The organism is Ruegeria marina (assembly GCF_900101475.1).
In the GTDB taxonomy this organism is placed as follows: domain Bacteria; phylum Pseudomonadota; class Alphaproteobacteria; order Rhodobacterales; family Rhodobacteraceae; genus Ruegeria_B; species Ruegeria_B marina.
Genome location: NZ_FMZV01000022.1, coordinates 1 through 24,427 on the forward strand (window position 1 = coordinate 1; position 24,427 = coordinate 24,427).

At 61.3% G+C, this 24,427-nt stretch carries 19 protein-coding genes; 11 read left to right on the top strand and 8 right to left on the bottom strand.

The genetic code is table 11. The features are described 5' to 3' along the window. Positions 1 to 237 (bottom strand): transposase (locus tag BLT75_RS21310; protein ID WP_143028622.1); only part of this gene is annotated, 237 nt, incomplete at its 3' end. A gap of 143 nt (positions 238 to 380) precedes the next feature. Here BLT75_RS21310 and BLT75_RS21315 point away from each other — a divergent pair. The 11 genes from BLT75_RS21315 (at position 381) to BLT75_RS21365 (ending at position 15,180) form a co-directional block, all read left to right on the top strand. After that, on the top strand, positions 381 to 1,157 hold the full coding sequence (locus tag BLT75_RS21315) for a hypothetical protein (protein WP_093036956.1): 777 nt from the start codon (positions 381 to 383) through the stop codon (positions 1,155 to 1,157). Further along, positions 1,144 to 4,836 (top strand): DEAD/DEAH box helicase, encoded by a 3,693-nt coding sequence (locus BLT75_RS21320; protein ID WP_093036959.1) that lies wholly within the window; start codon positions 1,144 to 1,146, stop codon positions 4,834 to 4,836. The genes BLT75_RS21315 and BLT75_RS21320 overlap by 14 nt, the downstream gene beginning before the upstream one ends. 214 nt (positions 4,837 to 5,050) lie before the next feature. Next, positions 5,051 to 5,647 carry a DUF6088 family protein gene (locus BLT75_RS21325; protein WP_093036962.1) on the top strand — a complete coding sequence of 199 codons (597 nt, stop codon included), beginning with the start codon at positions 5,051 to 5,053 and terminating at the stop codon, positions 5,645 to 5,647. Next, positions 5,644 to 6,669 (top strand): nucleotidyl transferase AbiEii/AbiGii toxin family protein, encoded by a 1,026-nt coding sequence (locus BLT75_RS21330; protein WP_093036965.1) that lies wholly within the window; start codon positions 5,644 to 5,646, stop codon positions 6,667 to 6,669. Before BLT75_RS21325 ends, BLT75_RS21330 begins: the two co-directional genes overlap by 4 nt. Before the next feature lie 537 nt (positions 6,670 to 7,206). After that, positions 7,207 to 7,416: a hypothetical protein gene (locus tag BLT75_RS24505; RefSeq protein WP_176828163.1), complete on the top strand. Its 210-nt coding sequence runs from the start codon at positions 7,207 to 7,209 to the stop codon at positions 7,414 to 7,416. Between the two features lie 302 nt (positions 7,417 to 7,718). After that, positions 7,719 to 8,057, top strand: a complete 339-nt coding sequence (locus tag BLT75_RS21340) for a DUF736 domain-containing protein (protein WP_017470241.1) — start codon at positions 7,719 to 7,721, stop codon at positions 8,055 to 8,057. Positions 8,058 to 8,691: 634 nt separating this feature from the next. Then, a complete protein-coding gene (locus BLT75_RS24510; protein ID WP_176828165.1) occupies positions 8,692 to 8,868 on the top strand; it encodes a hypothetical protein in 177 nt (58 codons plus the stop codon). Between the two features lie 526 nt (positions 8,869 to 9,394). Then, positions 9,395 to 10,015, top strand: a complete 621-nt coding sequence (locus tag BLT75_RS21350) for a helix-turn-helix domain-containing protein (RefSeq protein WP_093036973.1) — start codon at positions 9,395 to 9,397, stop codon at positions 10,013 to 10,015. After that, on the top strand, positions 10,008 to 11,948 hold the full coding sequence (locus BLT75_RS21355; RefSeq protein WP_093036976.1) for a relaxase/mobilization nuclease domain-containing protein: 1,941 nt from the start codon (positions 10,008 to 10,010) through the stop codon (positions 11,946 to 11,948). The genes BLT75_RS21350 and BLT75_RS21355 overlap by 8 nt, the downstream gene beginning before the upstream one ends. 16 nt (positions 11,949 to 11,964) lie before the next feature. Continuing rightward, the gene (locus BLT75_RS21360) at positions 11,965 to 13,878 is read left to right on the top strand and encodes a type IV secretory system conjugative DNA transfer family protein (RefSeq protein WP_093037118.1); all 1,914 of its coding nucleotides are present in this window, start codon (positions 11,965 to 11,967) and stop codon (positions 13,876 to 13,878) included. Positions 13,879 to 14,277: 399 nt separating this feature from the next. After that, the gene (locus BLT75_RS21365; RefSeq protein ID WP_093036979.1) at positions 14,278 to 15,180 is read left to right on the top strand and encodes a LysR substrate-binding domain-containing protein; all 903 of its coding nucleotides are present in this window, start codon (positions 14,278 to 14,280) and stop codon (positions 15,178 to 15,180) included. Here the strand turns inward: BLT75_RS21365 and BLT75_RS21370 are convergent. The 7 genes from BLT75_RS21370 to cuyA are packed head-to-tail and all read right to left on the bottom strand — an operon-like array spanning position 15,177 to position 24,414. Continuing rightward, positions 15,177 to 17,597, bottom strand: a complete 2,421-nt coding sequence (locus tag BLT75_RS21370) for a GcvT family protein (protein WP_093036982.1) — start codon at positions 17,595 to 17,597, stop codon at positions 15,177 to 15,179. The genes BLT75_RS21365 and BLT75_RS21370 overlap by 4 nt on opposite strands. Beyond that, positions 17,594 to 18,205, bottom strand: a complete 612-nt coding sequence (locus tag BLT75_RS21375) for a sarcosine oxidase subunit gamma (protein ID WP_093036985.1) — start codon at positions 18,203 to 18,205, stop codon at positions 17,594 to 17,596. Before BLT75_RS21375 ends, BLT75_RS21370 begins: the two co-directional genes overlap by 4 nt. Beyond that, positions 18,198 to 21,143, bottom strand: coding sequence for a sarcosine oxidase subunit alpha family protein (locus BLT75_RS21380; protein WP_093036988.1), 2,946 nt, complete (start codon positions 21,141 to 21,143; stop codon positions 18,198 to 18,200). The genes BLT75_RS21375 and BLT75_RS21380 overlap by 8 nt, the downstream gene beginning before the upstream one ends. After that, positions 21,140 to 21,406 carry a sarcosine oxidase subunit delta gene (locus BLT75_RS21385; RefSeq protein ID WP_093036991.1) on the bottom strand — a complete coding sequence of 89 codons (267 nt, stop codon included), beginning with the start codon at positions 21,404 to 21,406 and terminating at the stop codon, positions 21,140 to 21,142. Before BLT75_RS21385 ends, BLT75_RS21380 begins: the two co-directional genes overlap by 4 nt. A gap of 10 nt (positions 21,407 to 21,416) precedes the next feature. Next, positions 21,417 to 22,670 (bottom strand): sarcosine oxidase subunit beta family protein, encoded by a 1,254-nt coding sequence (locus tag BLT75_RS21390; RefSeq protein ID WP_093036994.1) that lies wholly within the window; start codon positions 22,668 to 22,670, stop codon positions 21,417 to 21,419. Further along, on the bottom strand, positions 22,667 to 23,386 hold the full coding sequence (gene cuyB, locus BLT75_RS21395) for a cysteate racemase (RefSeq protein WP_176828166.1): 720 nt from the start codon (positions 23,384 to 23,386) through the stop codon (positions 22,667 to 22,669). Before cuyB ends, BLT75_RS21390 begins: the two co-directional genes overlap by 4 nt. Before the next feature lie 8 nt (positions 23,387 to 23,394). Then, positions 23,395 to 24,414, bottom strand: coding sequence for a D-cysteate sulfo-lyase (cuyA, locus tag BLT75_RS21400; RefSeq protein ID WP_093036997.1), 1,020 nt, complete (start codon positions 24,412 to 24,414; stop codon positions 23,395 to 23,397). Positions 24,415 to 24,427 lie beyond the last annotated feature (13 nt).

Genomic DNA, 24,427 nt, shown 5'->3' on the forward strand with positions numbered 1-24,427 from the left:
CGTGTCGCCCGACAGCCGGGACTTCCCCGCCTCGAGAAACTCCTTCGACCAGGAATAGTACAGGCTCTCGGCAATCCCCTCGCGCCGACACAGCGCAGAGATGCTCTCTTCACCCCGCAGACCCGCCAGGACGATCCTGATTTTCTCCTCGGCAGAGTAATGTTTGCGGGTCTTGCGCTTGATACCCCTGACTAACTTGTCAGCGGCGTCCTTCGATGTTCCGGATTTCTTGTCCATCTTCGCTCCATAATGGCTTCGATGAACCAGAAATCCTCCGTCGCTCAAACCTCTAAATCTGTCCGGTAGGTGCTGACGTCAGACATGCTGACATAGCTGAACTGCGCCCCTATTTTGAGTCGGCCCATCAGGACGCACGCGAGGTGTTTCATGCGGCCGCCCGGATTTCACTTCATCCCGAAGATGGCGAAAGGGGAGATCATGCAATCTATCCCAATTGCCTCCCACCAAAGACGGTCCGCGGCCTTTTCGGTGAGGTCATGTGCGGGATCGTAGCGGAAAACTACAGCCTAGTCGGGGGCAAGACATGGCGCGTGCCGATCTTCCTTTTCCGTGAGCATGCCCCGGTCGCGCGATACATCTTCGATCTCGTGCGCGATCCAGCACGGGTCAGGGAAGTGCACGGACGCCCTGGCAATGACTTCATCGGCCTTGAACTCGCTGCGGACGGAACCGTTTTGGCGTTTATCGCCGGGGAAGCGAAATGGCGCGCCGATCTAACGGCCTCGACGATCGACACGATCATGAAGGGCGACGGCCAGGGTAAAGGCGTAGCGCGGGTGTGGGCCGACAATGGCGTCTGGAACGACATCAACACAGCCCTGTTGATCCCTCAGGGAATTCAGCAGATCTGCGATCTCCTGAAGATCAAGGATCGCGATGGATATGCCCACACGATCTTTTCACTAGACCAGGCACTCCTAACGGATGTTGGGCCGTCGCGCACTGATATGGTGTTGATCGCCGGCAATCGCGCGGCGACGCGCGCGGTCGGCACCGCTCTGCTTCCGACGGCGAAGCCTCCTGCGGACTATAAGGCTGGGCGGCCGCTGCAGATCGTCGAGATCGTGCTCTCGGGCGGCGAGAACATGATCGAGCGACTCTACGCATCACTTTGGAAGACCAATGGCGGAGCTTGACGAGGAACGGAGGGCACTGGCGGAAAACTTTCGCTCGGGTCACGCAATCGAAAATGCGCTAACGGCCCAGCAAGCGCGCTTGTTCGTGCGCTCGATACAAAACAGTTGGGGCGTCCAGCCGCTGACCTGGACGCAACGTCAGTCGCTCGAGCTGTTCAGCGACGCGCGGCGGCTGTTACATGCTGCTGGCATCTTCGAGGATACTGACGGCCCCGATAGCGAAGCGGCGGCATCCTGCTATCGCCGAGCAGGAGAATTGCTCGAATGGCTCTCGCGATCACACGATGAGGTTACACTGGAGGTTCCCACAGAGGTTCTTGCTGCAGGCGCCTATCAACTAGCCGGGCTTCCAGCGATGGCAACGGGAATTTTGCGGCGCTCTCAGGTAGGCGGTGCCGGCGGCATCATTGTCGCATTCCTGTCCTGTGACTTTGATTCTGTCCTGAGGCGCATTGCGGTCTTCTGGCAAGAAAATTTCGAGCTCACGAGGCGAGATGGCTCCGCTCACCTGCTGGATGCCGCCGAAGACAGCGCCGGGGGATCTCTTCCACCGATGTCAGAGCCAAGCAAGGAATCGGGTGCGGAGGAACAGGATACCCCTCGTGAGGTATCCTTCAGTCCTCTCGCGTGGTACCTCGTCGTAGAGACCATCCGCTCGCTCGGTTTGTTGGCTGAAGGTCTGCGGCGGGGCGAACAGACCCGAACGGGAATCGCCCTAGAGAAGCTGAAAGCATTGGCCGATATCGCCACACGTTGGGCCAATGATGAGACATGGGTGATGCTGCGCCTGGTGTTGGCAGCAGCCGAGCGCTTCGTGCGGAATAGTCTGCATCGACGTGCTGCAGCTCTCGTTGAGGACACGCCAACGGCGGCCAATCAGCTACGCCGCTTTGCGCGCGAGCAATTTGGACGTGGACGCGGAGTATTGTGGGCCTCGCAGATCAAGGGGCTCGAGCGACTAACGGATGGAAATGCCTTCGCTCTCTGCACCCCAACGGGCTCAGGCAAGACGATGGTTGCAAATCTCGCGCTCGTTAAAGAGCTGCTACTTACGCCTCCCGAACCCGGAGCGCCGGGTCGGCTCGCCCTCTACCTCGTACCGTCGCGCGCCTTGGCAGGCGAGGTCGAAGCGAAACTCAGTTCCGAATTCCGAGGCGAGAACATCGTGATCACTGGTCTCTACGGAGGGACGGACTGGGGTATCACCGATAACTGGCTAACTACGGAAACGCCCACGGTTCTCATTGCCACCGTCGAGAAAGCCGAGGCGCTGATGCGCTATGTTGGCAGGCTACTAATTGATCGTCTAGCTTTGCTCATCATCGACGAGGCGCATCAGGTGTTGGTGGCGGGGACGCCTAAGACAATGCGCGACCTGGCGGCACATGGCGATCGATCCATTCGACTTGAAAGCTTGGTATCTCGTATCCTAGTACTCAAGCCAAACATTGCGAGGATCGCGCTGACTGCGGTTGCTGGCGGCGCGGCACCTCCAGTATCGCGATGGATTGAGGGCAATGACGCTGCTGTCCCGGTAGGTCTCGGCTATCGAAGCAGCCGTCAGCTTGTCGGGGTGCTGGAATGCCGCCCCAAACAGTCCCCTTTCATCACTTTAGAACTGAATAACGGGCAGCCACTCTATGTTCGAGGACGCGATGCGCCCGTGTTCCTTGCGCTCGGCTTGCCGCCGATGCCTGATCCGCCAGCAGGGGTGAAGAACAGTCTGCATCATTATGTGCAGATCCACGCTCTGTGGACGGCGTTGCATCTTGCCTCGAGCGGCCGACGCATACTTGTGTCAGTTACTCAGGGTCCAGATCGCGTAATGCGGCGCTATGCCGAGGCATTTGATCTGGCAGGCTGGTCTACAATCGCCCCCTTTACGCCGAAAACTGAGAACGCGCGTCGGCTCTTCGATGAGGCGCGCGCGGCCTGTGTCGACTATTGTGGCGAGGGGTCAAGCGAAGTCCGCCTACTTGATCGCGGCATCGCCTCTAGCCATGGTCAAATGCCGCAACGGCTTCGGCGCTTAATGGTTGAACTGATTGATAAGCAGGTGTGTCCGATCACGGTCGCCACCGCGACATTGACCGAAGGGGTCAACCTACCTTTCGATCTTATCATTCTTCCGAGTTTAGAGCGTATCGTTGAATTCGGCACTAATGGCGCGCCAGTAACCGACATCATTCCTACTTCCGAATTCCGGAACCTCGCTGGGCGCGCAGGACGTCCCGGGGCGGCGGAAGCGATGGAAGGCCTTACTCTGGTCTGCGTGCCAATGTCGAACAGCGCGACGGCGGCCAGCAAACAAGACGAGCAGCGTAGGCAACGTGACGCTTTTGTCGCAAACCTCAACCGGATGCTCCATCTAATGGCGCTCGAGGAGTCGGCCGATCTCGTGGTCTATGCGCCGTTGCAGACTTTGCTGGCGTCGATCTGGACAAAATTGCGGGATCACCTTGGACTGCGAACCGTGGCCGATCTACACAATTTCCTTGAGCAGACGATGCCGGAGGAGGTCGGAACTGATCTTGGCGTGGGTTCGCCAGCACTGCTCGACATGTTAGGTGACAGTCTTGATGAACTCGATGGCGTGATTATCGCTGCGGTCGACGAAATCGAGAAGCTGGAAGGCTTGGCCCCGGCGTCGCTTGAAGCCGCTTTGAGCCGTGTGTGGAAGCGGACCTTCACGCGATACTCAACTGCTGTGGAGGGTTGGATGGAGGCAGCCTTCATCAAACGCGGTCAAGCGGTGGTCGAACGTCTTTATCCCGACCCGTTTCAGCGGCGAACCCTCTATCAAATCGGCTTCACACCCTATGTCGGTCGCCAGTTCCAGCAGGTGTCGCCTCAGATCAACGCTGTCCTCAAGGAAGCAGCCGATTATGGTCGGCGAACTCCGGAGGCGCGCTTTACGATTTTCTGGCAGATCGGGGAGTTGGTGCGTACCGGTCGAGGGTTCGGGTTTACTTCACGTGGCGCGACGGAAGCCGCGCTAATCGGGCGATGGCACGAGATCGCCGGCTGGTGGTTGCAACGCGAAGGTGCTCCGCCGCCACCGCCGGTGGAGTTGAGGCGATGGCAGGGCTTCGTCGCGAACAATCTGGAATTTCGTCTCGGTGTGGCGGTGGGCGCAGCCGTCGCAGAAGCGTGGAATGCGGGTGCGGACGAACTTGAGGTGCCGAGTCTAGACACTTGGCGGGCGACTAGCGGCTTGCCATGGATCGGTTTCTGGTTCCGCGAACTTTTGCGTTGGGGAACACTGGATCCGTTTGTCGCCTTCTCGCTCGCCCAGGGGATCGTCGGAACACGGGACGAAGGTGCAGCACGACGTGTGGATTATGACTTATGGCTGGTTCAACGAGGTAAGCCGATATCCGATGAGGACTTGATCGACCCGCAGCTCTTTCTCGAATGGTACAGGTCATTGCCTAAGCCGGATCAAGTCGCGGTACCGCCTAGGACAGTCGGTGCAAGCTTTACCGAAGTGGAAGGGAAACTAAGTCGGTATGCGGTTCGGCCATTGCCTACTCCTGATGGCATTATCTGGCTGGATCCCGCAGGCTTTCAGATCGCTCGGAGCGCCTCGGTGCCTGGCGAATCTGACATAGACTTGTCGAGACGGGACTATGAGCTGGTAAACGATGGCTCCGGCGTCCGGATCGTGCGAACTTATTAAGTGAAATCATATGTCAAAAATGCCAGTTTCGGCCGTGCCGCGCGAACCCAATTGGTCATGATTTCTCCTCGCCATTGATCTCCTCTTTTTGCCTCAGAGCTTCGGAGAATGTGTCCTAATGGTTCGATCTGGCCCTAGGCTAGACTGATCCGGGGAAGCTTCAGCTTGAAAAGTGTCAGAAACTAAGCTATATATCTGACACTTGGAGGCGAACATGCTAACCACATCTCAAGCGATCAAGACCTATGCTGAAGCGCTGCCGGAGGGTGCGACCCTGTCGGCGCGGGAGTTGTTGCACCTCGGAGAGCGTGCAGCAGTCGACCAGGCGTTGTCACGGTTGGTTCGGCGGGGGGAGCTTCTGCGTGTGAGGAGAGGATTGTTCGCGTTGCCTGTTAAAACCCGCTTCGGCAGCCGGGCGCCCTCGGTTCAGGCCGTGGTTGAGCACATTGCGAAATCAACAGGTGAGCGCGTGTCGCAAAGCGGAGCGTCGGCAGCGAACCTGCTCGGCATCTCGACGCAGAACCCATCCCGTCAAGTTTTTTGGACTTCCGGGCCGAGCCGTCATCTGAAGCTCGGAGCGCAAAGCGTCGAGCTTAAACATGTGCCGAGCTGGCAGCTTCGTGCGCCCAACAGTCGTGTCGGGCACGCCTTTCGGGCGCTTGCCTATGTCGGCAAGTCCGAAGCTGCTCATGCTTTGAGGCGCATCAAAGCGACGTTGAACGACGAGGAACAGCGGGAGCTTCTGAGCCTTCGCGCCTCTGCGCCGACCTGGATGGCAAAGGAACTTAGCGCGCTTGCGTCATTGCAATGACCGAAAGCCAAACCTATTTTTCGCTGTCGCGCGAAGACAAGATCGACGCGCTTGAAGTGGCCGCCTCGAAATTGGGGCGGCCTGCAGACCTGTTGGAAAAGGATATCTGGGTCGTTTGGGTCCTTAACGCCTTGTTCGACAGTGATCTTGGCGAACACCTGGTGTTCAAGGGAGGAACGTCGCTCTCCAAGGTCTATAAGGCGATTGACCGGTTCTCAGAAGATGTCGACCTGACATATGACATCAGGCAGATCATTCCCGATCTGATCAAGGATCCCGAAGATCCATATCCGCCAAGCCGCTCGCAAGCTCAGAAATGGACGGAAGCCGTTCGGGATCGCTTGGGCGAGTGGGTGGCGTCAAAAGTGGCCCCCATTTTGTCGGACAAGGTCAAGGCAGCGGCGCTCCCGGCAGAAATCCGTGTAGAAGGTGACAAGATCTATCTGAACTACGACGCGGTGCGCAGCGGTAGCGGATATGTTCGATCCTCAGTCTTGTTGGAATTTGGTGCCAGGTCCACAGGAGAGCCGGCGCAACGTCACGAAGTGGTTTGTGATCTCTCCCAAGCACTACCTGAGTTGCTCATGCCCGTCGCCACGCCTCGTGTGATGATGGCCGAACGGACGTTTTGGGAAAAAGCTACAGCTATTCATGCCTATTGCTTGCGGGGCACGTTTCGAGGCGGCGACCGTTATGTGCGTCACTGGTACGATCTTGATCGTCTGCAGGCTGTGGGTATCGCTGCACGGGCGCTGGAGGATAAGACGCTTGCTCAACATGTTGCAAAGCACAAGCAGCACTTTTTCCGCGAAACCGATCGTGCGGGTGCGACGATTAGCTATGCCGATGCGGTCTCAGGGTCGCTTTGCCTGATCCCAGAGGGTGAAGCCTTGGAGGCACTCGCCCAAGACTACCGGAAAATGCTGGAAGCGGGACTGCTTCAGTCAAACGCCATCGCTTTCGATCACCTATTAGCTCGTCTGATGGATCTTCAAGATCAGGCCAATAGGTGCCCTGAGTGAGGTGGGTCTCGCTGCTTGTTTTTGGCGTCATTGTAATCACCAGAAGGTTCAGCTTCATGCCTGATTGCATACCAATGGTGAGCAAAAAGAAACACGTCAAACCGGCTTTTAAATCGATCCCATCTTTGTCGCGGACTGCCGTGAGTTTTGAGCGGTGTTTAGGTTTTTGTGATGTGCAAAGTTTAGGTTTTCATGATTTTGGCCCCTCCTGCCCTTTGGCCAGGACCGCGCCCTACTCGGCCGGCTGCACGCAGCCGGCCTCCCCGAGCTGAAACGCCGCCTCTCCCTGCGACGTGCCGCTGGCGGTGCAGTCTCCTCCGGAGCCAGCCCGGCCAGCCGTCGCATTGTCGTGGCAACGCTTCATCTCGGCCATTCGGTAACGGTCGCTGGGGCGGGGCGGGTTGCCTTAATGGTCTCGTCCACCGCGCCTCAGCCGGTGTTAGTCCTCGCTTTGCCGGACATGCTGTTCTGCCATCCTTGACCGCAGACGATGTTCGATGAGCGCGGGGTGTTTTGGCTGTAGCTGTCAGAGGGCCGGTGATCAGCGCGATGCAAGAAACCGCAAATGATTGGGCTGCCGTAGAGGTTCCGTTCGAAATCCGGGTGAGCCGAGCACGGTATCGTTGCTTCGACGGTTTGCTTGAAATCGCTCAACCAGATGACACCGCACTCGACCAGATTGCCATGGATGCGATCGATCGCGCCACGTTAGGCAAGGCCCGGCAAAGCGCGAACCCTTCCGGCTAAGGCTCGCGGTTAGAGGGCAGAGAAGACACCGCCCCCCGCGGTATCTCCCTCGGCTGTTCACCCACTTTCCTTCGCGGCCACCGCACTTCTCCCGATGTCTGAGTTGCATGACATGCTGGTCGCAGCTGTCGTCCCGTCCACAAAGGTTGTCGCCGATCTTTTTCCCCTGCCCCTGCGGGTCATTCCTCGCGAGGCAAAAAGATCGGCGCCTGCCCCTCTCCGCTGCGCTTCGCCTTCGGTGTGGCCGGGCCTTGGCCAGCTGCAAGGTGACCATCATTGCAACGCAAACAAGGAGAAGAGCAATGACCACGAACTGCATCAAATTCACCAGCGCCGACATCGAAACCGCCAAGGGCGTCGGCTCCATCTCGACCCTGACCTTCGACCTCGACATCACGGTCGAACCCGTCGCGAGCACGAACCCGATGGCCCCCACGCACCGCGTCCTCGGCCGCTCCCCGCGCGGCAAGCTGGTCGAGTGCGGCGGCATCTGGAAGAAGCAGAACAAGGAGACCGGCGCCGACTACTACACGCTGACCATCCGCGACCACGGCTTCAACGCCAACCTCGGCAAGGCCGCGAACCAGGACGACTTGTCCCTGCAGGCCGTCATCCCCTGGGGGCCCAAAGACGCCGCCTGAGCCAAGGGCCAGACCGCTTCGGCGGTCTGGCTATTTCTCGTTCTTGGGTGCGCCTGATGGGCAGGCCAAAAAGCCGATGTCCGAAGAACGCCGAATATTTCGGACGCGGACGCCGAGGCGGGTCGTCAGACCGGATAGGTCGCGGACGCGGCTTCGATCTTTCAGTTCAGTGACAACATGCATCGCGCGAACCCGAGTCGGAACCGAAAGTCAGCAGCGAGAACTGGGAGCCCACTGAGCGAGGCAAGCGCACCCCTTCTCTCAGTCGAGCAACCCGTGCCTGGGTCGTCTTTGTGAAGCTCCCTGGGGCTGCGAACTCGCCCAGTGCCACAGGCAACGAAATCGCAAATCAACGTCATGCATCCCGGGGCAACGTCTCACGTCAGGGTCACCGCCGCGCGCCTTTCCGTCGACCTGTTGGCCTTAGGGATCGCTAGCCCGGGGTCGAGCGGTCGGCAACGCCTGGGGCAGGTTTCTGGACGGCTGCGCCTTGAGCGCTGCGGTGCACCGCTCACAACAAACCTGCCCCCGGCGTGCTCCATTTCATTCCGCCCCGTGCCGGGTGCAGCCCGCTCTCACGCCCCCGGTCTTTTCCACGATCCGTCCAACGACGATCAACGGAAAGGATCACACCATGACACTCGAACAATCCATCGACCTCGCCGAGCTGCAAGCCGACATGGCCTTCGAGGCCTACCTCGCCGCCTTTGATGAAGACGCCCATCCAGAGACCCTCGACAGCCTCGAGACCGAGGCGCTGATCGCCCGCAGCCGCTACGACGACCTGCGCAATCAGGGACTGGGTCACTGACCCAGACACCCCTGCGGGTCTTCGGATCCGCAGGGGTCTGACGCCGTCTATCAATAGCTTCCTGATGCCCTCAGAGGGTGTGACCCGCGCTATCTCGCGCGGGCCGTATTCGTGTTCCTAGCGCCCGATCCGTGACCGGCTCGGGCGCTCGATTTGCCTGTCGGCACCTGCTGATTGGGCAACAGTTTCAGCAGAGTTTTTTGACCTGATTGCCGCGCATCATTGTGGACTGCGCCCGTTCCATGCCGCGCTGCGCAGCGGTCTTGAGTACACCTCATTTCCCGCAAAAAGACACAACATGCAAAACGTAATATTGCGCAATGTGATGTATTGAAGTATAAGCGAAGGAGAGAAAGAAGACGTTGGCAGGATATGGCCAATGTTTGCACATTTTGTCCGAGGGGTCTGTCATGGGCGTTTCCCGCAAAGCTGAATGCTCCGCCGCACACGAACGCGATTGCGAGCAATCGCTGCCTCGCGGGCGTCTGCACATGCATCCTTTTCCTGGAAGCGGGAGAACGCCGTAGTGCCGAGGCCAGCGAAAAACCTGAAGCTTGAAGAGCGCATCGAAGTGGCGCGGCGCTTTGCTGCAGGCGAGAGCGCGAAGGCGCTGGCGGCGGCGTTTGGCATCTCTCCGCGCCACGTGAACCGGCTCGCGAAAGAGGGGGCGGGCGAGGGGATCGCGGTGCGGGACCCGAGCGAAACGGTCGCCTTCCGGGCCAGCCGATCCGAGCTTGAAGCGTTTGATGTCGAGTGGCGCGAACGGGGCTATGCCAACCGATCCCAGGCGCTCAATGCGGTGCTGCGCGGGCGGTGCGGGTTCCTTGATATACCCCGTGATCTGGTCGCCGAATTCTGCGCCGCATGGCGTCAAACGAAGGATGTGAGCGACGCCGGATTGGCGCTCGCCAAGGCGGTCCATCGTGGTCGGCTGGAGGTCTCGGAGGCGGATCGCGCGGTGCTGATCGAACTGCTCGATCTGGCGCAGTCCATTAGCCGTGAGATGGGCCGAATGAAGGATGCGGCGCAGGCGCTGCGTCATCAGGAGTGGCCGCAAAAGGAAGAAGGGCAGGGGACGGAGGGCGCGGTTCTGGAGAATGACCCGCGCGCGATCGGGAGCGGATTGAGGCTGGTGCGCAATGGCTGACCCTCTCGCCCTCTACACCTCGGTCATGGGCCGGCTCTGGGAGGATGAGCGCATCCGGGGCCAGGCCGCGGCGCGGATCGACGCGCGGCTGGCGGGCCGTCGGCAGGGTCGCAGTTTCGCGCGCGTTGGATCCATGTCGGCGCGCAACGCACTGAAGGCGGGGTCGGGCCAGAGCCGCGCGGCGGTGTTCAAACGGATCCGGGCGGGAGGCTGCAAGACGCGTGCTTCGCTGGGGGCACAGCTCTCCTACATCAATGACAAGGCGGTCTACACCTACTCGACAATGACCAACGCGCTGACCGATGCGGCTGTTCTCACGGATGAGCAGAAAGAGGACATCATCGAGGACTGGGCCGGGACCTGGCGCGGCTCGACCAAGCTCGGGTTCACCTCGCACATGCTGCTCTCGTTCCCGACCGACGTGACGGTCGACCAGGTGCGCGACATCGCCATGGACTGGACGGAGCATTTCTTCGAGAGCGGCGAATACGGCGATCAGTGGGACTATGTCCTCGCGGTCCATGACGACCGCGCGCACAAGCATGCGCATATCATCCTGAACAATCGCGGTGTCGAGAAGGGCACCTGGTTTTCGTGTTGGGCAGAAGGCGTGATGTCGCCGCAGCTGATGCGCGAGAAGCAAGCCGAAATCGCGGAACGCTACGGCGTGATGCTCGACGCCACCACCCGGCTCGAGCGCGGCATCTTCGAGAAGCCCGCCGGCATCGAAGAGATCTACCGCGCCAAAGAAGAGGCCCGTCTGCCGCGCGAGATCGTCATGACGGCCCAGGAATCCGCCATCGCGCAGGCGCAGGTGGTGGGCTTCGCCAAGGACTACAAGAACCTCGCCGACCTGCTGGACCGGATGGACCAGCGTCATATGGCGCGCGCCGTGCGCGGCATGGCGGACGGGCTTGGCTCGGGCACGCCGTGGAACTTCACCGAAGGAGAGATAGACATGAAGGACATCAAGACCGTCGGTGATGCGATCGACTATTCCGAGCGCACGATCGAGGCGCTGAGGCTCAAAGCCGAGGAACTGGACCCGGCCGAGCGCGCCGCTTTTGAAGCCAAGGCTGCGCCGATCATCGCGGACCTTTCGCAGATGGTGCCGGATCCGGACCTGCGCGCGCGCTTTGGCAAGCAGCTCGAAGAACCCTATCCGCCGGGGGCGGGCAGCGAAGTGCTGATCGCCGCGCTTAAGTCCGGTAATGACGAAGGGCTGCGCGACGTTCTTGAGCGCGCCGAGGAGGCAGGCATGGACAGCGAGGAGCTGGTGGCCCGGATCGCGGCGGGCGGCACGCGCAACTACGGCATGGCGCAGGACTGGGTCGAGCGGGACATGAACGCGGTGCTGGCCAAGGACGGCCTGAGCGTGGAGACCGCGAGTGACGACCAGCTCGACGCCGCGCTCGAAAAGGTCGACGGGGTGATGGACGCGCTGATGGAACGCGCCAAGGAACTTGGCGTCGAGATCGGCCGGACCCTCGCGGACGAGGAGGAGGCGACGCTGCCGCTCATCGACGAGGATGATCGGACGCCCAATCCCTATCTGCAGGAGCTCGCCGACATGCTGCGCGATGGCAATCTCACCGAGGATCAGGAAGAGACCGTCGAGCGGACCCTGCAATCCGAGCTCTTCAAGGAATTGGGGGAGGAGGGCTTGGCCGAACTCCGTCGCGGCAACTACGAGGTGCTGGACGTGGCCCTGCCGAGCAAGCTCGACCAGATCACCGTCACGCAGGAGTTCCTGGAGATGACCTTCGAGGAGACCGGCGACCAGGTCTTCACCGACCGCGCCGCCGGGTTGCAGCAGGACAAGGCGACCGAGGTCGCGCGGCTGCGCGGCCAGCAGGAGGAGCAGGAGTTGGGGCGTGATCTTGCCCGAAACAAAACACTAGACCGCGGACTCGACGACGAGATGGAATTCTAAAGGGGAGATGACCACCATGACCAAGACACTTCCCCTTTGGGCCGCGCTCCTCTTCGGAGTGATCTGCGGCGCCGTCATCGGCACCATCGTCGCCGCCTTCTACCTGACCCTGGCCCTGAAAACCGGCTTTGGCAGCTTCGACATGTTGGCGCTCTGGAAGGCCAGCGCCGGCACGCGCGCGGCACATCCCGAAGCTTTCAAGGTGGGCTTCGGCGCCGTCGGTTTCGGAGCCATCGGCCTCGGCGCGCTCGCGCTGGCTTGGACCTGGAAGAAAGAGCGCGACGACTACGGATCGGCCCATTGGCAGACCAAGGCGGAGCTGAAGAAGAACGACATGCTGCAGGCCCCCGGTAAGGGCTTCGTCTGCGGCAAGCTTGGTGCCCCGGCCTCGAAGGCGGAGTTCATCTCCTCGACGACCATCCCGCATGTGATGATGGTGGCCCCGACCCGCGCTGGTAAGGGCGTCGGCTTCGTGATCCCGAACCTCCTGAGCTTCGCGGGATCGGTCGTGGTGCTAGACGTGAAGGGTGAGAACTTCGAGAAGACCGCGCGGCTCCGGGCGCTGAAGGGCGACGAGGTCTATCGCTTCAGCCCGTTTGATTGGGCCAATGCCACGCATCGCTACAACCCGCTCGCCCGGATCGCGAAGGCCCCGAGCTTCGCGCAGCGTTTTACCGAGGTCTCGATCCTCGCCGACCTCTTCCTCGACAAGGACAACAAGACGCTCGATACCTTTTCGGAGGCGGGCAAGTCGATCTTCGTCGCGGCCTGCCTGCTGGCGATCCAACGCGGCACCCCGAACCTTGGCGAGGTGAACAAGATCGTCGCAGGAGGGGAATACAAGAACGCCCAGTACAAGACCTATGCCGACGAGGCCGAGGAAGACATCTTGCGCGAGCTCTGGACCAACGCCGCCTCGGCCTCATCGCGGCTGTTGACCTCGAACATCCAGGCGCTGATGACCGCCGGTCTCAAGCAATGGGACAACCCGGCGGTCCGCTCGGCCACCGAGGCGAGTGATTTTGATTTTTCGACCTTCCGCAAGACCCCGCAGTCGCTCTATATCGCTGTCTCCGAGGATCACATCGCGACCCTCGCCCCGCTCCTGCGCCTGATGTTCGCCGACCTCATCGCCTCGATCCGCCTCAACGAACCGGGCCCGGATGAGCCCTGGCCGGTCATGATGATGATCGACGAATTCCAGCAGATGGGGGCCATGCCCTATCTCGAACGCGCGATCCATTCACTGGCGAGCTACGGCGGCCGGGTTGCGATGATTGCGCAGTCTCTGGCTTCGCTTGACCGGATCTACGGACCCGAGGGCCGCGAAAGCCTCGAGAACGGGGCAGGGCTGAAACTCTACATCACCCCACGCGACCAGCGCACCGTGAAGGAGGTCTCGGCGGCCGTCGGCAGCACGACCCGCGAGGCGGTGACACGGATGTATGGCCGCAATAAGGGCTTCCTGGGCGCGACGTCGACCTCGGCGCGGCTGGAAGAGCGACCGCTGCTTTCCGAGACCGAAGCGCGCCTGATGGACCCCGACGAGGTCATCATCCTCGCCTCGCCGCAGCACCCGATCAAGGCGAGCCGGATCAAGTATTACGACGATCCCTTCTTCAAGGACATGCTCGCCCGCCAGGAGGGTAAGCCATTCCCCTATCCGCCGAGCGTGCAGGGCGTGGGGCCTTGGGGTGGCGAGAGTGGTGACGATGCCGGTGTGGGCGGGACAGACAAGCGGGTCGAACGCGCGCCTGTTCGGGATCGTTCGCAGCGCCGCGAGGCGCGCGCGATGAGCGTGATGGCGTTGGAGGCCGGGCGCAACCAGCCTGAGCCCGAGACGCTCGAGCGGGAAGCTGTTGTGCCGAAGGAATGGGAGGCTGTGTTGGATGCGCGGGGGGATTTCATCGAGGAATTGTTGGGCGGCTAAGGTTGGCTACGTCGTGAACGGCCCGGAGCTGCCGTCCATCGTCATCTCAGATTCCGCGCTGCGGCCCGTCATTCCGGCCGTTCGACCCAGTGTGCAGCATTTTCGCCTGTCGAGTGTCGGCAGAGCGGGACGTTGCTTCCTTTCGAGTTTCTGGAGGCAACTTCTGATTCTGGTTTTTTAACAAGTGTTTGAACGTTTCTGGTGCAACAGCCATTTAGCAAAAAACTCAAAATTCAACTGTGTTGGTTTGAGCGGCAACGTGTTAAGATACAAGGCTATTATCTTGTCCGAGACGGAGCTTAAGGACTTAATGTCGTTCTACTTTCACTATCAAGCAGAGTGTTCGGGCCGTTCAAACAGCCTGTCGCTACCGCGCAATTTAAGGATTTGACCTAAAAGTTGCATCTTTCTCAAATCCCCCTAAATGCCCTGCGCGCCTTTGATGCTACAGCGCGTCACGGCAGCTTTACCGCTGCCGCGCAGGAATTGTGCGTGACGCCTGGCGCGGTCGCGCGGCAGGTGCATCTGCTTGAGGACAGGTTCTCGGTACAATTGGTCACGCGTAAGGGGCCGCAGATCACGTTGACGACGGCGGGGGTGGCAGCGTTGCCTTCACTCCGGCGCGGGTTTGAGGAGCTTCAGAGATCGGTAGCCGAGATCCGCCGCGCCACCGAGACGCCCTCAATCACCTTGTCGGCGGATACGACCTTTGCGGCCATGTGGCTGGCCCCACGGCTCAAGGAGTTTCACGAGGCCGAAGCCCCGGCGCGCGTGCGCATCGTCTCCCAAACCGATATCGGCACCACGGTGCCGGACTACGTCGACATCATCGTTTCGTCCTTCCTACCGTGTCCGCCGGGGTTTTCTGAGCAGCTCTTGCACAAAGAAACCCTGATCCCAGTAATGTCGCCTAAGTTGTTTGAGCAACTGCGCCCAAAAGCACCCGCCGATCTGGCCCGGGCCGATCTGATCGTGATTGACGCAGTTGTGGATGACGACGCCAATGCCCTTGGTTGGCCGTTTTGGTTTGCGCATCATGGCGTGACGCTGGCAAAGGACGCGCCAATGTTGCAGGTCAGCCTGAATATCCTAGCCTATCAGGCGGCGGTGACGCATCAGGGCGTGGTTCTGGCCTCGCACCCGTTGGTCCGCGAATATCTGGAACGGGGTGATCTGATCGCCCCGTTTGGGCCGGAATACGGCATTGACGTGCCGCGCTATGCCTTTGTCAAAGAGACCCTGGCCAGCCCGCTGGTCGAGCGGTTCCTGGCGTGGCTCTCTGAGCATAGCGCCTCGATTTAAACGCGCTGACGGGTGCCTTGCGGGTCAAATGGTGGCTGGTGCAACACGCGCGCTTTGTGGGGTTTGCCAAGGACGTAGACCTCGACCTCTTCGTCCGGCGCCACGCCGTTCACATAGCCAAGCGCCAGCGACATGCCGACCGTGTAGCCATAGGTGCCGGATGAGACCTTGCCCACTGGTTTGCCATTCTTGAAGATCGGCTCGCCGCCCGTGGCATCGGCGTTTGATGCCCGGGTCTGATCCTCATCCAATGCCAGCAGTACCATCGTTTCACGTGGCGGCTTGGCCATATTGGCCGCCGCGGCCTCTTTGTTCAGGAACTCCTTGTCCATTTTGCACAGCCGCTCCATGCCCACCTCTTGCGGCCAATATTCGGGGCTATATTCGCGGCTCCAGGAGCCGTAACCCTTTTCGATGCGCAGGCTCATTAACGCGCGGGCGCCCACAGGGCCGCCGCCTATCGTGCGCGCGGTATCCAAGAGAGCCGCATAAAGGGCAATCTGGTCAGCCTCAGCGCAGTGGATCTCCCACCCCAGGTCGCCAGTGAACGAGACCCGCAGCGCCAGCGCATCGACACCTGAGATCTGGATCTTTTGCGAGCGCATGAAGGGGAAATCCTCGGTCGCAAAAGAGGTCTGGCAGAGCCCGCGCAACAGATCACGCGATTTGGGGCCGGCCACATTGAAGCCGCAGATCTCGGTTGTCTTGCTTTCAAATGTGGTGCCGTCGGGCAGCGGCACGGCTTTGAAAAACCGACTGTGATAGCGCTCTGCGATGCTGGAGCCCATGATCCAGAACTCCTGCTCGCCGGTGCGGGTGACGGTGAAATCCCCGGCAATCCCGCCGCGCACACCGATCAGCGGCGTCAGGCAGGACCTCCCTATGGCCTTCGGCATCCGATTGGCAAAGACCGCATTCAAATACGCCTCGGCTCCCGGCCCCTTGCAAATATATTTGGCGAAGTTCGAGATATCGATGACGCCCACATGCTCGCGCAGCATCCGGCATTCGGCCCCAACCGGACCCCACCAGTTCTGGCGGGTGAATCCGTCGGTGTCCTTGGTGCCCGGTTCGTCGGCGAACCATTGCGGATGTTCCCAACCGAAGTTCAGACCAAAGACCGCGCCCATCTCTTTCTGCATTTCATAAACGGGGCGGGTGCGCACCGGGCGGCCTGCCTCGCGTTCTTCGTTCGGGAAATGGATGGCAAAGCGCTTGGCATACTGGTTCTCAACGCGCGCCTTGGTGAAGGCTTTGTCTGCCCAATCCCCGAAGCGCGCCACATCCCAGACGAACATGTCATATTCGGTTTCGCCTTCGATGATCCACTGCGCCGCCATCAGGCCCATACCCCCGGATTGGGAGAAGCCCGGGATGATACCGGCGCAGCAGAAATAATTCTCCAACTCAGGGACGGGACCAAAGAGCACGTTCGAATCCGGCGACCAGATCATTGGCCCGTTGATTACGCGTTTGATCCCGGCTTCACCCACCACGGGCATCCGCTCAACCGCGTTCATCACATTGTCTTCGATGCGCTCCAGATCGTCGGCAAAAAGCTCATGCGCGAAGTCGAGCGGTGTGCCCTCTTCGGCCCACATCCGCATGTCGGTTTCATAGGCGCCGACCAGCAGGCCATTGCCTTCCTGACGCAGGTAGTATTCGCCATCGCGGTCGGACAGGACCGGCAGCCGCTTATCCATCTGGGCCACCTTGTCGATGGTGTCGGTGACGAAATACTGATGCTCGGTCGGTTGCAGCGGCAGCGTCACGCCCGCAAGAGCCGCAACTTCGCGCGCCCATAGGCCCGCGGCATTGACCACCCACTGCGTGTGGATATTGCCTTTTGGCGTTTCGACAATCCACGAGCCATCCTCTTTCTGCACCGTCGCCGTGACCGGGGTGAAACGATGAATCTCCGCACCCCGCTGCCGCGCGCCGACCGCATAGGCATTGGTCACGCCGGAGGGGTCGACATTGCCGCCATTGGGTTCGAACATGATGCAGCGCACCCCGTCGAGATTGAGCAGCGGGTTCAGTTCCAGCGCTTTGGTCGCATCGATTTCATAGAAATCCATATTGTAGAGCTTGGCTTTGGCCGCTTGCAGGCGCAGTTGGTGCTCCCGCTCTTCGGTTAGGGCCGTGTAGATCGTGCCGGTGCGGAAGACGCCGCAGCTCTGGCCAGTCTCTTCCTCCAACTCATCATAGAGCCGCATCGTGTAGTCCTGAATGCGGCTGACATTGGAATTGTCATGCAGGCCGTGGATATTGGCTGCCGCATGCCAGGTGCTGCCCGAGGTCAGCTCGTTCCGCTCCAAGAGCATCACATCCGTCATGCCCAGTTTCGCAAGGTGATAGAGGATCGAGCATCCGATGACGCCGCCGCCGATGACGACGACCTGAGTTTCCGTTTTCATAGGGCTGTCTTTCGTGTTGTCTCTGCCCCGGCTTCTCCGGGGGGAATGTCATAACCAAAGGGGATGGCGGCAGTGCGGAGTCGGTCCCAGACGCTGCGCGCCCAGGTATAGGGTGCCAGAATGCGGAAGCGGTCGCGTGCGGTACGTTCGATCAAGACGGCGACCTCATGCATGCCGGTTTGCGCGAAACGGCCCACCGGGAACTGGCTGAGGCCGAAATCCATGGGCGCCGTGCGTGACAGGACATCCGCCGCATGGGCGCCCCGCAACACGATGGCGGTTTTGGAATGCGACAGGTCGAGCGTGACCAGATCGGGCGCCTCGGGCACGGGCAATGGCCCCTCGGATTGGATCAACACACGACCCGGCGCGGTGCGGTAGAGCCTGCGGCCCTGGGCAATGGCAACGGTTTGATAGTCCGGCGGCAGGGTCAGCCCCAATTGTTCGGCCAACTCGGTGAGCTTGTCGTCGAAGCTCTCCCAGCCGGCGATCTGCAAAAGCGCGCCGAGGCGCTCTTCGGCCAAGGTCAGGCGATCAGCCGTCCGTGCGGGCGTGCCATAGCTGCCCGCGATCAAGGCCTCGTAAAGCGCAGAGTGATATTCAGCCATTTTGTCGCTCTCCTTCCGGGTCAAAGAAATGATGTGAGATCAGGCGGGCGCTGGAGGTCTGGTTCTCCAGAAGGTTGACGATTTGGACCTCCTCCCCCAGCCGCGCCTGACCGTTTTTGACGAAAGCCATCGCGATGTATTTGCCCAGGGCGGGCGAATAGGTGGCCGAGGTCACCCAGCCCTCGCCATGCCCTTCCGGCGCGGCGCCCTTGGCAAAGATTAGCGATCCGCCCCGCGCGCCCTCATCGCCCTCGACCAGCAACCCGACAAGCTGCGCCCGGTCCTCGCTTTGCAGTAGCGGACGATGGCGCAGCACGCTGCCCACGAAAGGCTTTTTGGAGGAGGCAAGCCCCGCCAGCCCCAGATCCTCCATCGTTGTGCGCCCGTCGAGTTCCGGCCCGGCCACATGACCCTTTTCGATACGCAGGGTGCCCATGGATTCAGTGCCATAGGCGATGATCCGATGCGGCGCGCCCGCCGTCATGATCGCCTGCCAAACGGGCTGGCCATGGCCCGAGGGCGTGTAGATTTCGTATGCCAGTTCGCCCGAGAAACTCATGCGATGCAGCCGCACGGGGTGTTCCGCAATGGTCGCTTCGACAAAGCTGTTATTGGGCAGCGCCTCGGGCGAGAGGTCAACATCCGGGCAAAGTGTCTGCAACAGCGCGCGCGATTTCGGACCGGCCAGCGCCATGGCGGCGAATTGATCGGTCAGGCTGGTGACATGCACCTTCAGGTCCCGCCAGTCGCTTTGCAGGCGCCGTTCGAAATCGGCCAGGATCTTGGCGGCATTGGCGGTGGTGGTGGTCATGAAATACTCATGCTCCCCCAGCCGCGCCGTCGCGCCATCATCCAGCACGATCCCGTCCTCGCGCAGCATCACGCCATAGCGGATGCGCCCCGGTCTCAGGCTCTTCCAGCCATTCGTGTAAACCCGGTTCAGGAAGGTGGCCGCATCGGGGCCCTGCACCGCGATCTTACCGAGGGTCGAGACATCGACCAGCCCGATATGAGCCCGCACATGCGCCGCTTCGCGCCGGTAAGCGGCCCCGACATCCTCATCCCCTTGCGGATAATACCAGGCGCGTTTCCAAAGCCCCGCCTCGGCCAGTGCAGCGCCTTGGGCGACATGCCAGTCATGGATCGGCGTCCGCCGCGTGGGGCGCACATGCGCGCCATGATCCTGCCCGACCAAGGCGCCAATGGTGACGGGCGTGAAGGGCGGGCGGAAGGTGGTGGTGCCCGCTTCGGCAATCTCGCGCTCTTGGAGGTCGGCCATGCGCGCTAGCGCGTTCACATTGGCCAGTTTGCCCTGATCGGTCGCCATGCCGGTGGTGGTATAGCGTTTGAGATGCTCGACCGAGACGTAACCTTCCAGATGCGCCTGATCGATATCCGAGAGCTTCACGTCATGTTGCAGGTCGACAAAGGCCTTGCCCTTAACACCCGGCGCGCACCAGACCGGGCCGAAATTACCGCTCCAAAGCGGCCCACCGTCGAAGCTTTCCGGCACCGTACCCGCATCGCCATCCGGTCCGGCGGCCTCTGACCCACGCGCGAATCCGTCGGTGATGATCTGGGCCATTTCCATCGGCGCTGTCACCAAACCTGCGGGCTGCAGATGAGCCTCGAACAAGGCCCGGGGGATGAAACAGGCGGACTCGGGCCTGTATTCGGGGGTTTTATAAAGCTGGCTCCAAAGGTGGACATTGGGCGACCATCCCGCAGAGGCGGCGATCAGATCGCAGGCGAGTTGTAGCGGTTGGCCATTCTGGTCCAACGGCGCCACAAGCGCAGAGGTAACGCACTTGCGCCCGCGCGCCGCGATCACCGCGTGGCCTCTCAGAACGCGTATTCCCGCTGTCTCCGCCTGTTCGCGTAAGGCCTGGGGCACCTCGGTTCGGGTGTCGACGACGGTGACGCCCGCGCCCGCACTCGCCAGATCGATGGCGGTGGCATAGGCGCTATCATTATTGGTCGCGACAAGCGCGGTTTGCCCCGCCAGCACCGCGAACCGGTTGAGATAGCTGCGCACCGCACCTGCCAGCATCACGCCTGGCAGGTCGTTATTGCCAAAGACCATAGGGCGCTCAATTGCGCCGGTCGCCATCACCGCGCGGGGCGCATGAATCTGCCAATAGCGCTGGCGCGGCTGGCCTTCGCAACCTGAAAGATGCTCCACCATCCCATAGGTGTCGCTGTCATAGGCCCCGAACACGCTCGCGCGGGTCAGGATGCGGATATTGGGCAGCGTGTGCAATTCAAGCTCGATCTGTTTCAGCCAGAAGTCACTCTCACCGCCCACGGGATCGCTCAGGATGGCGCCACCAAGGACGGTATCCTGCTCGGCCAGAATGACCCGCGCCCCTTTGCGTCCCGCGGCCAAAGCCGCCGAAAGCCCCGCCGCGCCGCCGCCGATCACCAGCACATCGCAGGTAGTCGTGACTTTCTCGTAGGTATCGGGATCAGGCAAATGCACAGCACGACCCATGCCAGACGCGCGGCGGATGAAGCGTTCGCACCACATCCAGAACCCGGTGCCAGAAAACGGACCGATGAAGGTCTTGTAATAGAACCCGGCGGAGAAAAACGGCGACAGCAGATTGTTCACAGCGCCGATATCGAGGTGAATATTGGGCCAGGCGTTCTGGCTGGCGGCGACCAGCCCGTCTTGCGCCTCGACACATGTGGCGCGGGTATTTGGTTCGCGAAAGGCGCCCTCATGTAGCGTGACCATGGCGTTCGGTTCCTCGACGCCCGCCGAATAGACGCCACGACGCCGGTGATATTTGAAACTGCGCCCCACCGTTTTGTGGCCCGCCGCCAGAAGAGCCGAGGCCAGCGTGTCGCCCTCAAAACCCGGCAAGTCCCTGCCGTCAAAGCACATGGTGACCGGGGTGTCCCGGTTGATCCGCCCGCCTGTCGTTAACCGCTTCATGACGAGGCCTCACTGGCCAAATGGCAGGCGCTGACCTCATGAGTCAGGGTGTTGCGTTCAAGCACCAGCCATTGGCGGCAGCCCTGGACGTGATGCCAATATTCTCGATGCCAGCCGCGCGGGTTGTCACGGGTGAAGACATAGTCGACCCAAAGGGCCGGATCGGTCTCGTGCTCATCCGGGCGTTTGACGGTTGCGTCACCGTAATAGGAGAACTCGGTCTCGCTGCGCTGGCCACAGATGGGGCAATGGATACGGATCATTACGTGCCCCTCATTGTTGGTTCGGATGAGGGCCCGCGCCCTTTTCATCAATGGTGCCGCCGCGCGCGAAGCGGTCGAGCGTATAGGCGGCGTTGTCGGGGTGGGGTTCGTCTTTGGCGATGGTCCAGGCAAAGCAATAGCCCGAGGCCGGGATCGTCTTGAATCCGCCGTAACACCAGCCACCGTTGAAATAGAGCCCGTCGACCGGCGTGCGCGTGATGATGGGAGAGCCGTCCATGGACATGTCCATCACCCCCGCCCAATGGCGCAATAGTTTTAGGCGGGACACCCCCGGCACCAGCGATTTCGCCGCCGCCAGCGTATGCTCGACCACCGGCAGGCCGCCGCGTTGCGCGTAGCTGTTATACATGTCCAGATCGCCGCCCAGAACCAGCCCGCCCTTGTCGGACTGGCTGATATAGAAATGCCCCGCGCCGTAAGAGACGACCGTGTCGATGAAGGGCTTATAGGGCTCGGTGACAAAGGCCTGCAGGCTGTGGCTTTCAATCGGCAGGCGCAAACCGGCCATTTTCGCCAGATGCCCCGAATGGCCTGCCACGCAGAGCGCGACCTTCTTGGCACGGATATCGCCTCGGTTGGTCTGCACACCGGTGATCTTGCCGCCGTCAAATAGGAACCCCGTGACCTCGCGCTTTTGCAGGATATCGACGCCGCGCCTGTCCGCGCCGCGCGCATAGCCCCAGGCCACCGCATCATGGCGCGCCGTACCCGCCCGGCGTTGCAGGATCGCGCCATGGATCGGGAAGCGGGCATTGTCATAGTCGAGATAGGGCAGATCGCGCTGTACCTGCTGACGGCTCAGCAATTCCGCGTCAATCCCGTTGGCCCTCATCGTGTTGCCGCGCCGTCTCGCAGCATCAATCTGACCGGGTGAGTGCAGCAGGTTATACTGCCCGCGCTGCGAGAACATGACGTTGTAGTTCAGGTCCTGACTCAGATTCTCCCAAAGCTTCATCGACCGTTCGTAGAACATCGTGTTGCCAGGCAGGAAGTAGTTCGAGCGGACAATCGTCGTGTTCCGCCCAGTATTACCGCCGCCCAGATAGCCCTTTTCGACGACGGCGACATTGGTGATCCCGTGTTCCTTGGCCAGATAGTACGCGGTGGCCAGCCCATGCCCGCCCGCGCCAACGATCAGAACGTCATATTCGGGTTTGGGTTCGGGGTCACGCCAGGCGCGCGGCCAGCTTTTGTTGCCTTTCAGCGCATTGGTGAAAACCGAGAGGGCGGAATATCTGCTCATGACGCGCACCGGACGGGAATTTGCGGCAGCGCAAAACCCACAACGGCCTTACACACCGCGTCGAGACTGTCGAAGCTCGGCACCGGCAGGTCGAGATCGCGGAACAGAAGAGAGAACTCGGTGCAGGCCGTAACGAGGCGGTCGACACCCCGGTCCCGCATCTGCCCTGCAATCTCCGTCAGACTTGCGCGCGCCTGAGAGGTGGGGCCCTCGGCCTTGATCGTCTGGATCAGGTGCAAGAGCTTACCATCATCCTGCGGATAGATCATGTGCAACCCGCGCGCCTGCATCGGCGCGTCGAACAGTCCGGTCAGGCGTAAGGCGGGTGAGCCCAGAAGGCCCACGCGCGCGCCAGGCCCCATGGCGCCGGCGATCTGATCGGCCACGGCCTCGACCATGTTAATCAACGGGATGTCGCAGCCCGCCTCGATCACCGGGGCATAGCGATGCGCGGTGTTGCAGGGCATGGCCAGCGCTTCGGCGCCCATATCCTGCAACCGTTGCGCCATCCGGGCCAGCACCGGGCCGGGATCTTCGCCGGTCCGGTGGATCAGATGGTCGATACGCGAGGGCACTTGCGGGTTGTTATCGACCAGCAGCGGGATGTGATCCTGGTCGCACTTGGCCGGGGTCGCCTCGATGATGCGCTGCATCATCAGCACCGTGGCCTCGGGGCCCATGCCGCCCAATATGCCGATCGTTTTGGGCACTGCCATCCGCCCGCTTAGGCCGCTTTCCAGCGATCCGAAAAGTCGAACGCACTGTCATAGCCGAAGAGCGCGACCGAGCCGCCGGTATGCAGGAAGACGACGCGCTCCTCCTTGCTGAAATGGCCTTTGCGGATCAGATCGATGAGCCCCGCCGCCCCCTTGGCCGAATAGACCGGGTCCAGCAGGATGCTCTCCAACTCGGCAAACATTGCGATCGCCTCAAGCCCGCCTTCAGTCGGGATGCCATAGCCGTCGCCCACATAGTCGGTGTTTGCGACCACATCCTCACGCGCGACCACACCGGCGCAGCCCAGATTCTCTGCCGTGGCGACGGCCAGATTATAGACGTTTTCTTCCTGCTTCGGCTTTGGCGCGCGCACGCCGATGCCCAGAAGGGGGATATTGGCATTGGTGGCTTTCAATCCGGTGATCAGCCCCGCCTGCGTGCCTGCCGAGCCGGTCGCGTGCACGATGTGATCGACCCGCAAGCCGCGATCATTGAACTGGCCCAGCATCTCGAAAGCGCAATTGACATAGCCCAAGGCACCGGTCGGGTTCGAGCCGCCGCCGGGGATGGTGTAGACAATGCGGCCCTCGGCGCGGAATTTCTCGGCCACGGCCTCCATCTCGGCATTCATGTCGAGGCCACTGGGGCGGGTTTCGGTGGTTGCGCCATGCAGATGGTCCAGCAGGACATTGCCGTTATTCTTGTAGTTGGCGTTGTTCGAACCGGTGCGGTCCTCCAGCAGCAGATGGCAGTCGAGCCCCAGCTTGGCGGCGAAAGCCGCCGTTTGGCGCGCGTGGTTCGATTGTGTGGCGCCCTGGGTCATCACAAGATCGGTGCCCTGCAACTCGGCCTCGGCCATCAGGAATTCCAGCTTGCGGGTCTTGTTGCCGCCGGTCGAAAGCCCGGTGCAATCGTCACGTTTGATCCAAATCTCGGGTCCGCCTAGCTCTTTCGACAGACGCTCCAGCGGTTCCAGCGGCGTGGGCAGATGGGCGATGAAACGGCGGGGATAGCGGGCAAGGTGCATAGATGTGAGACCT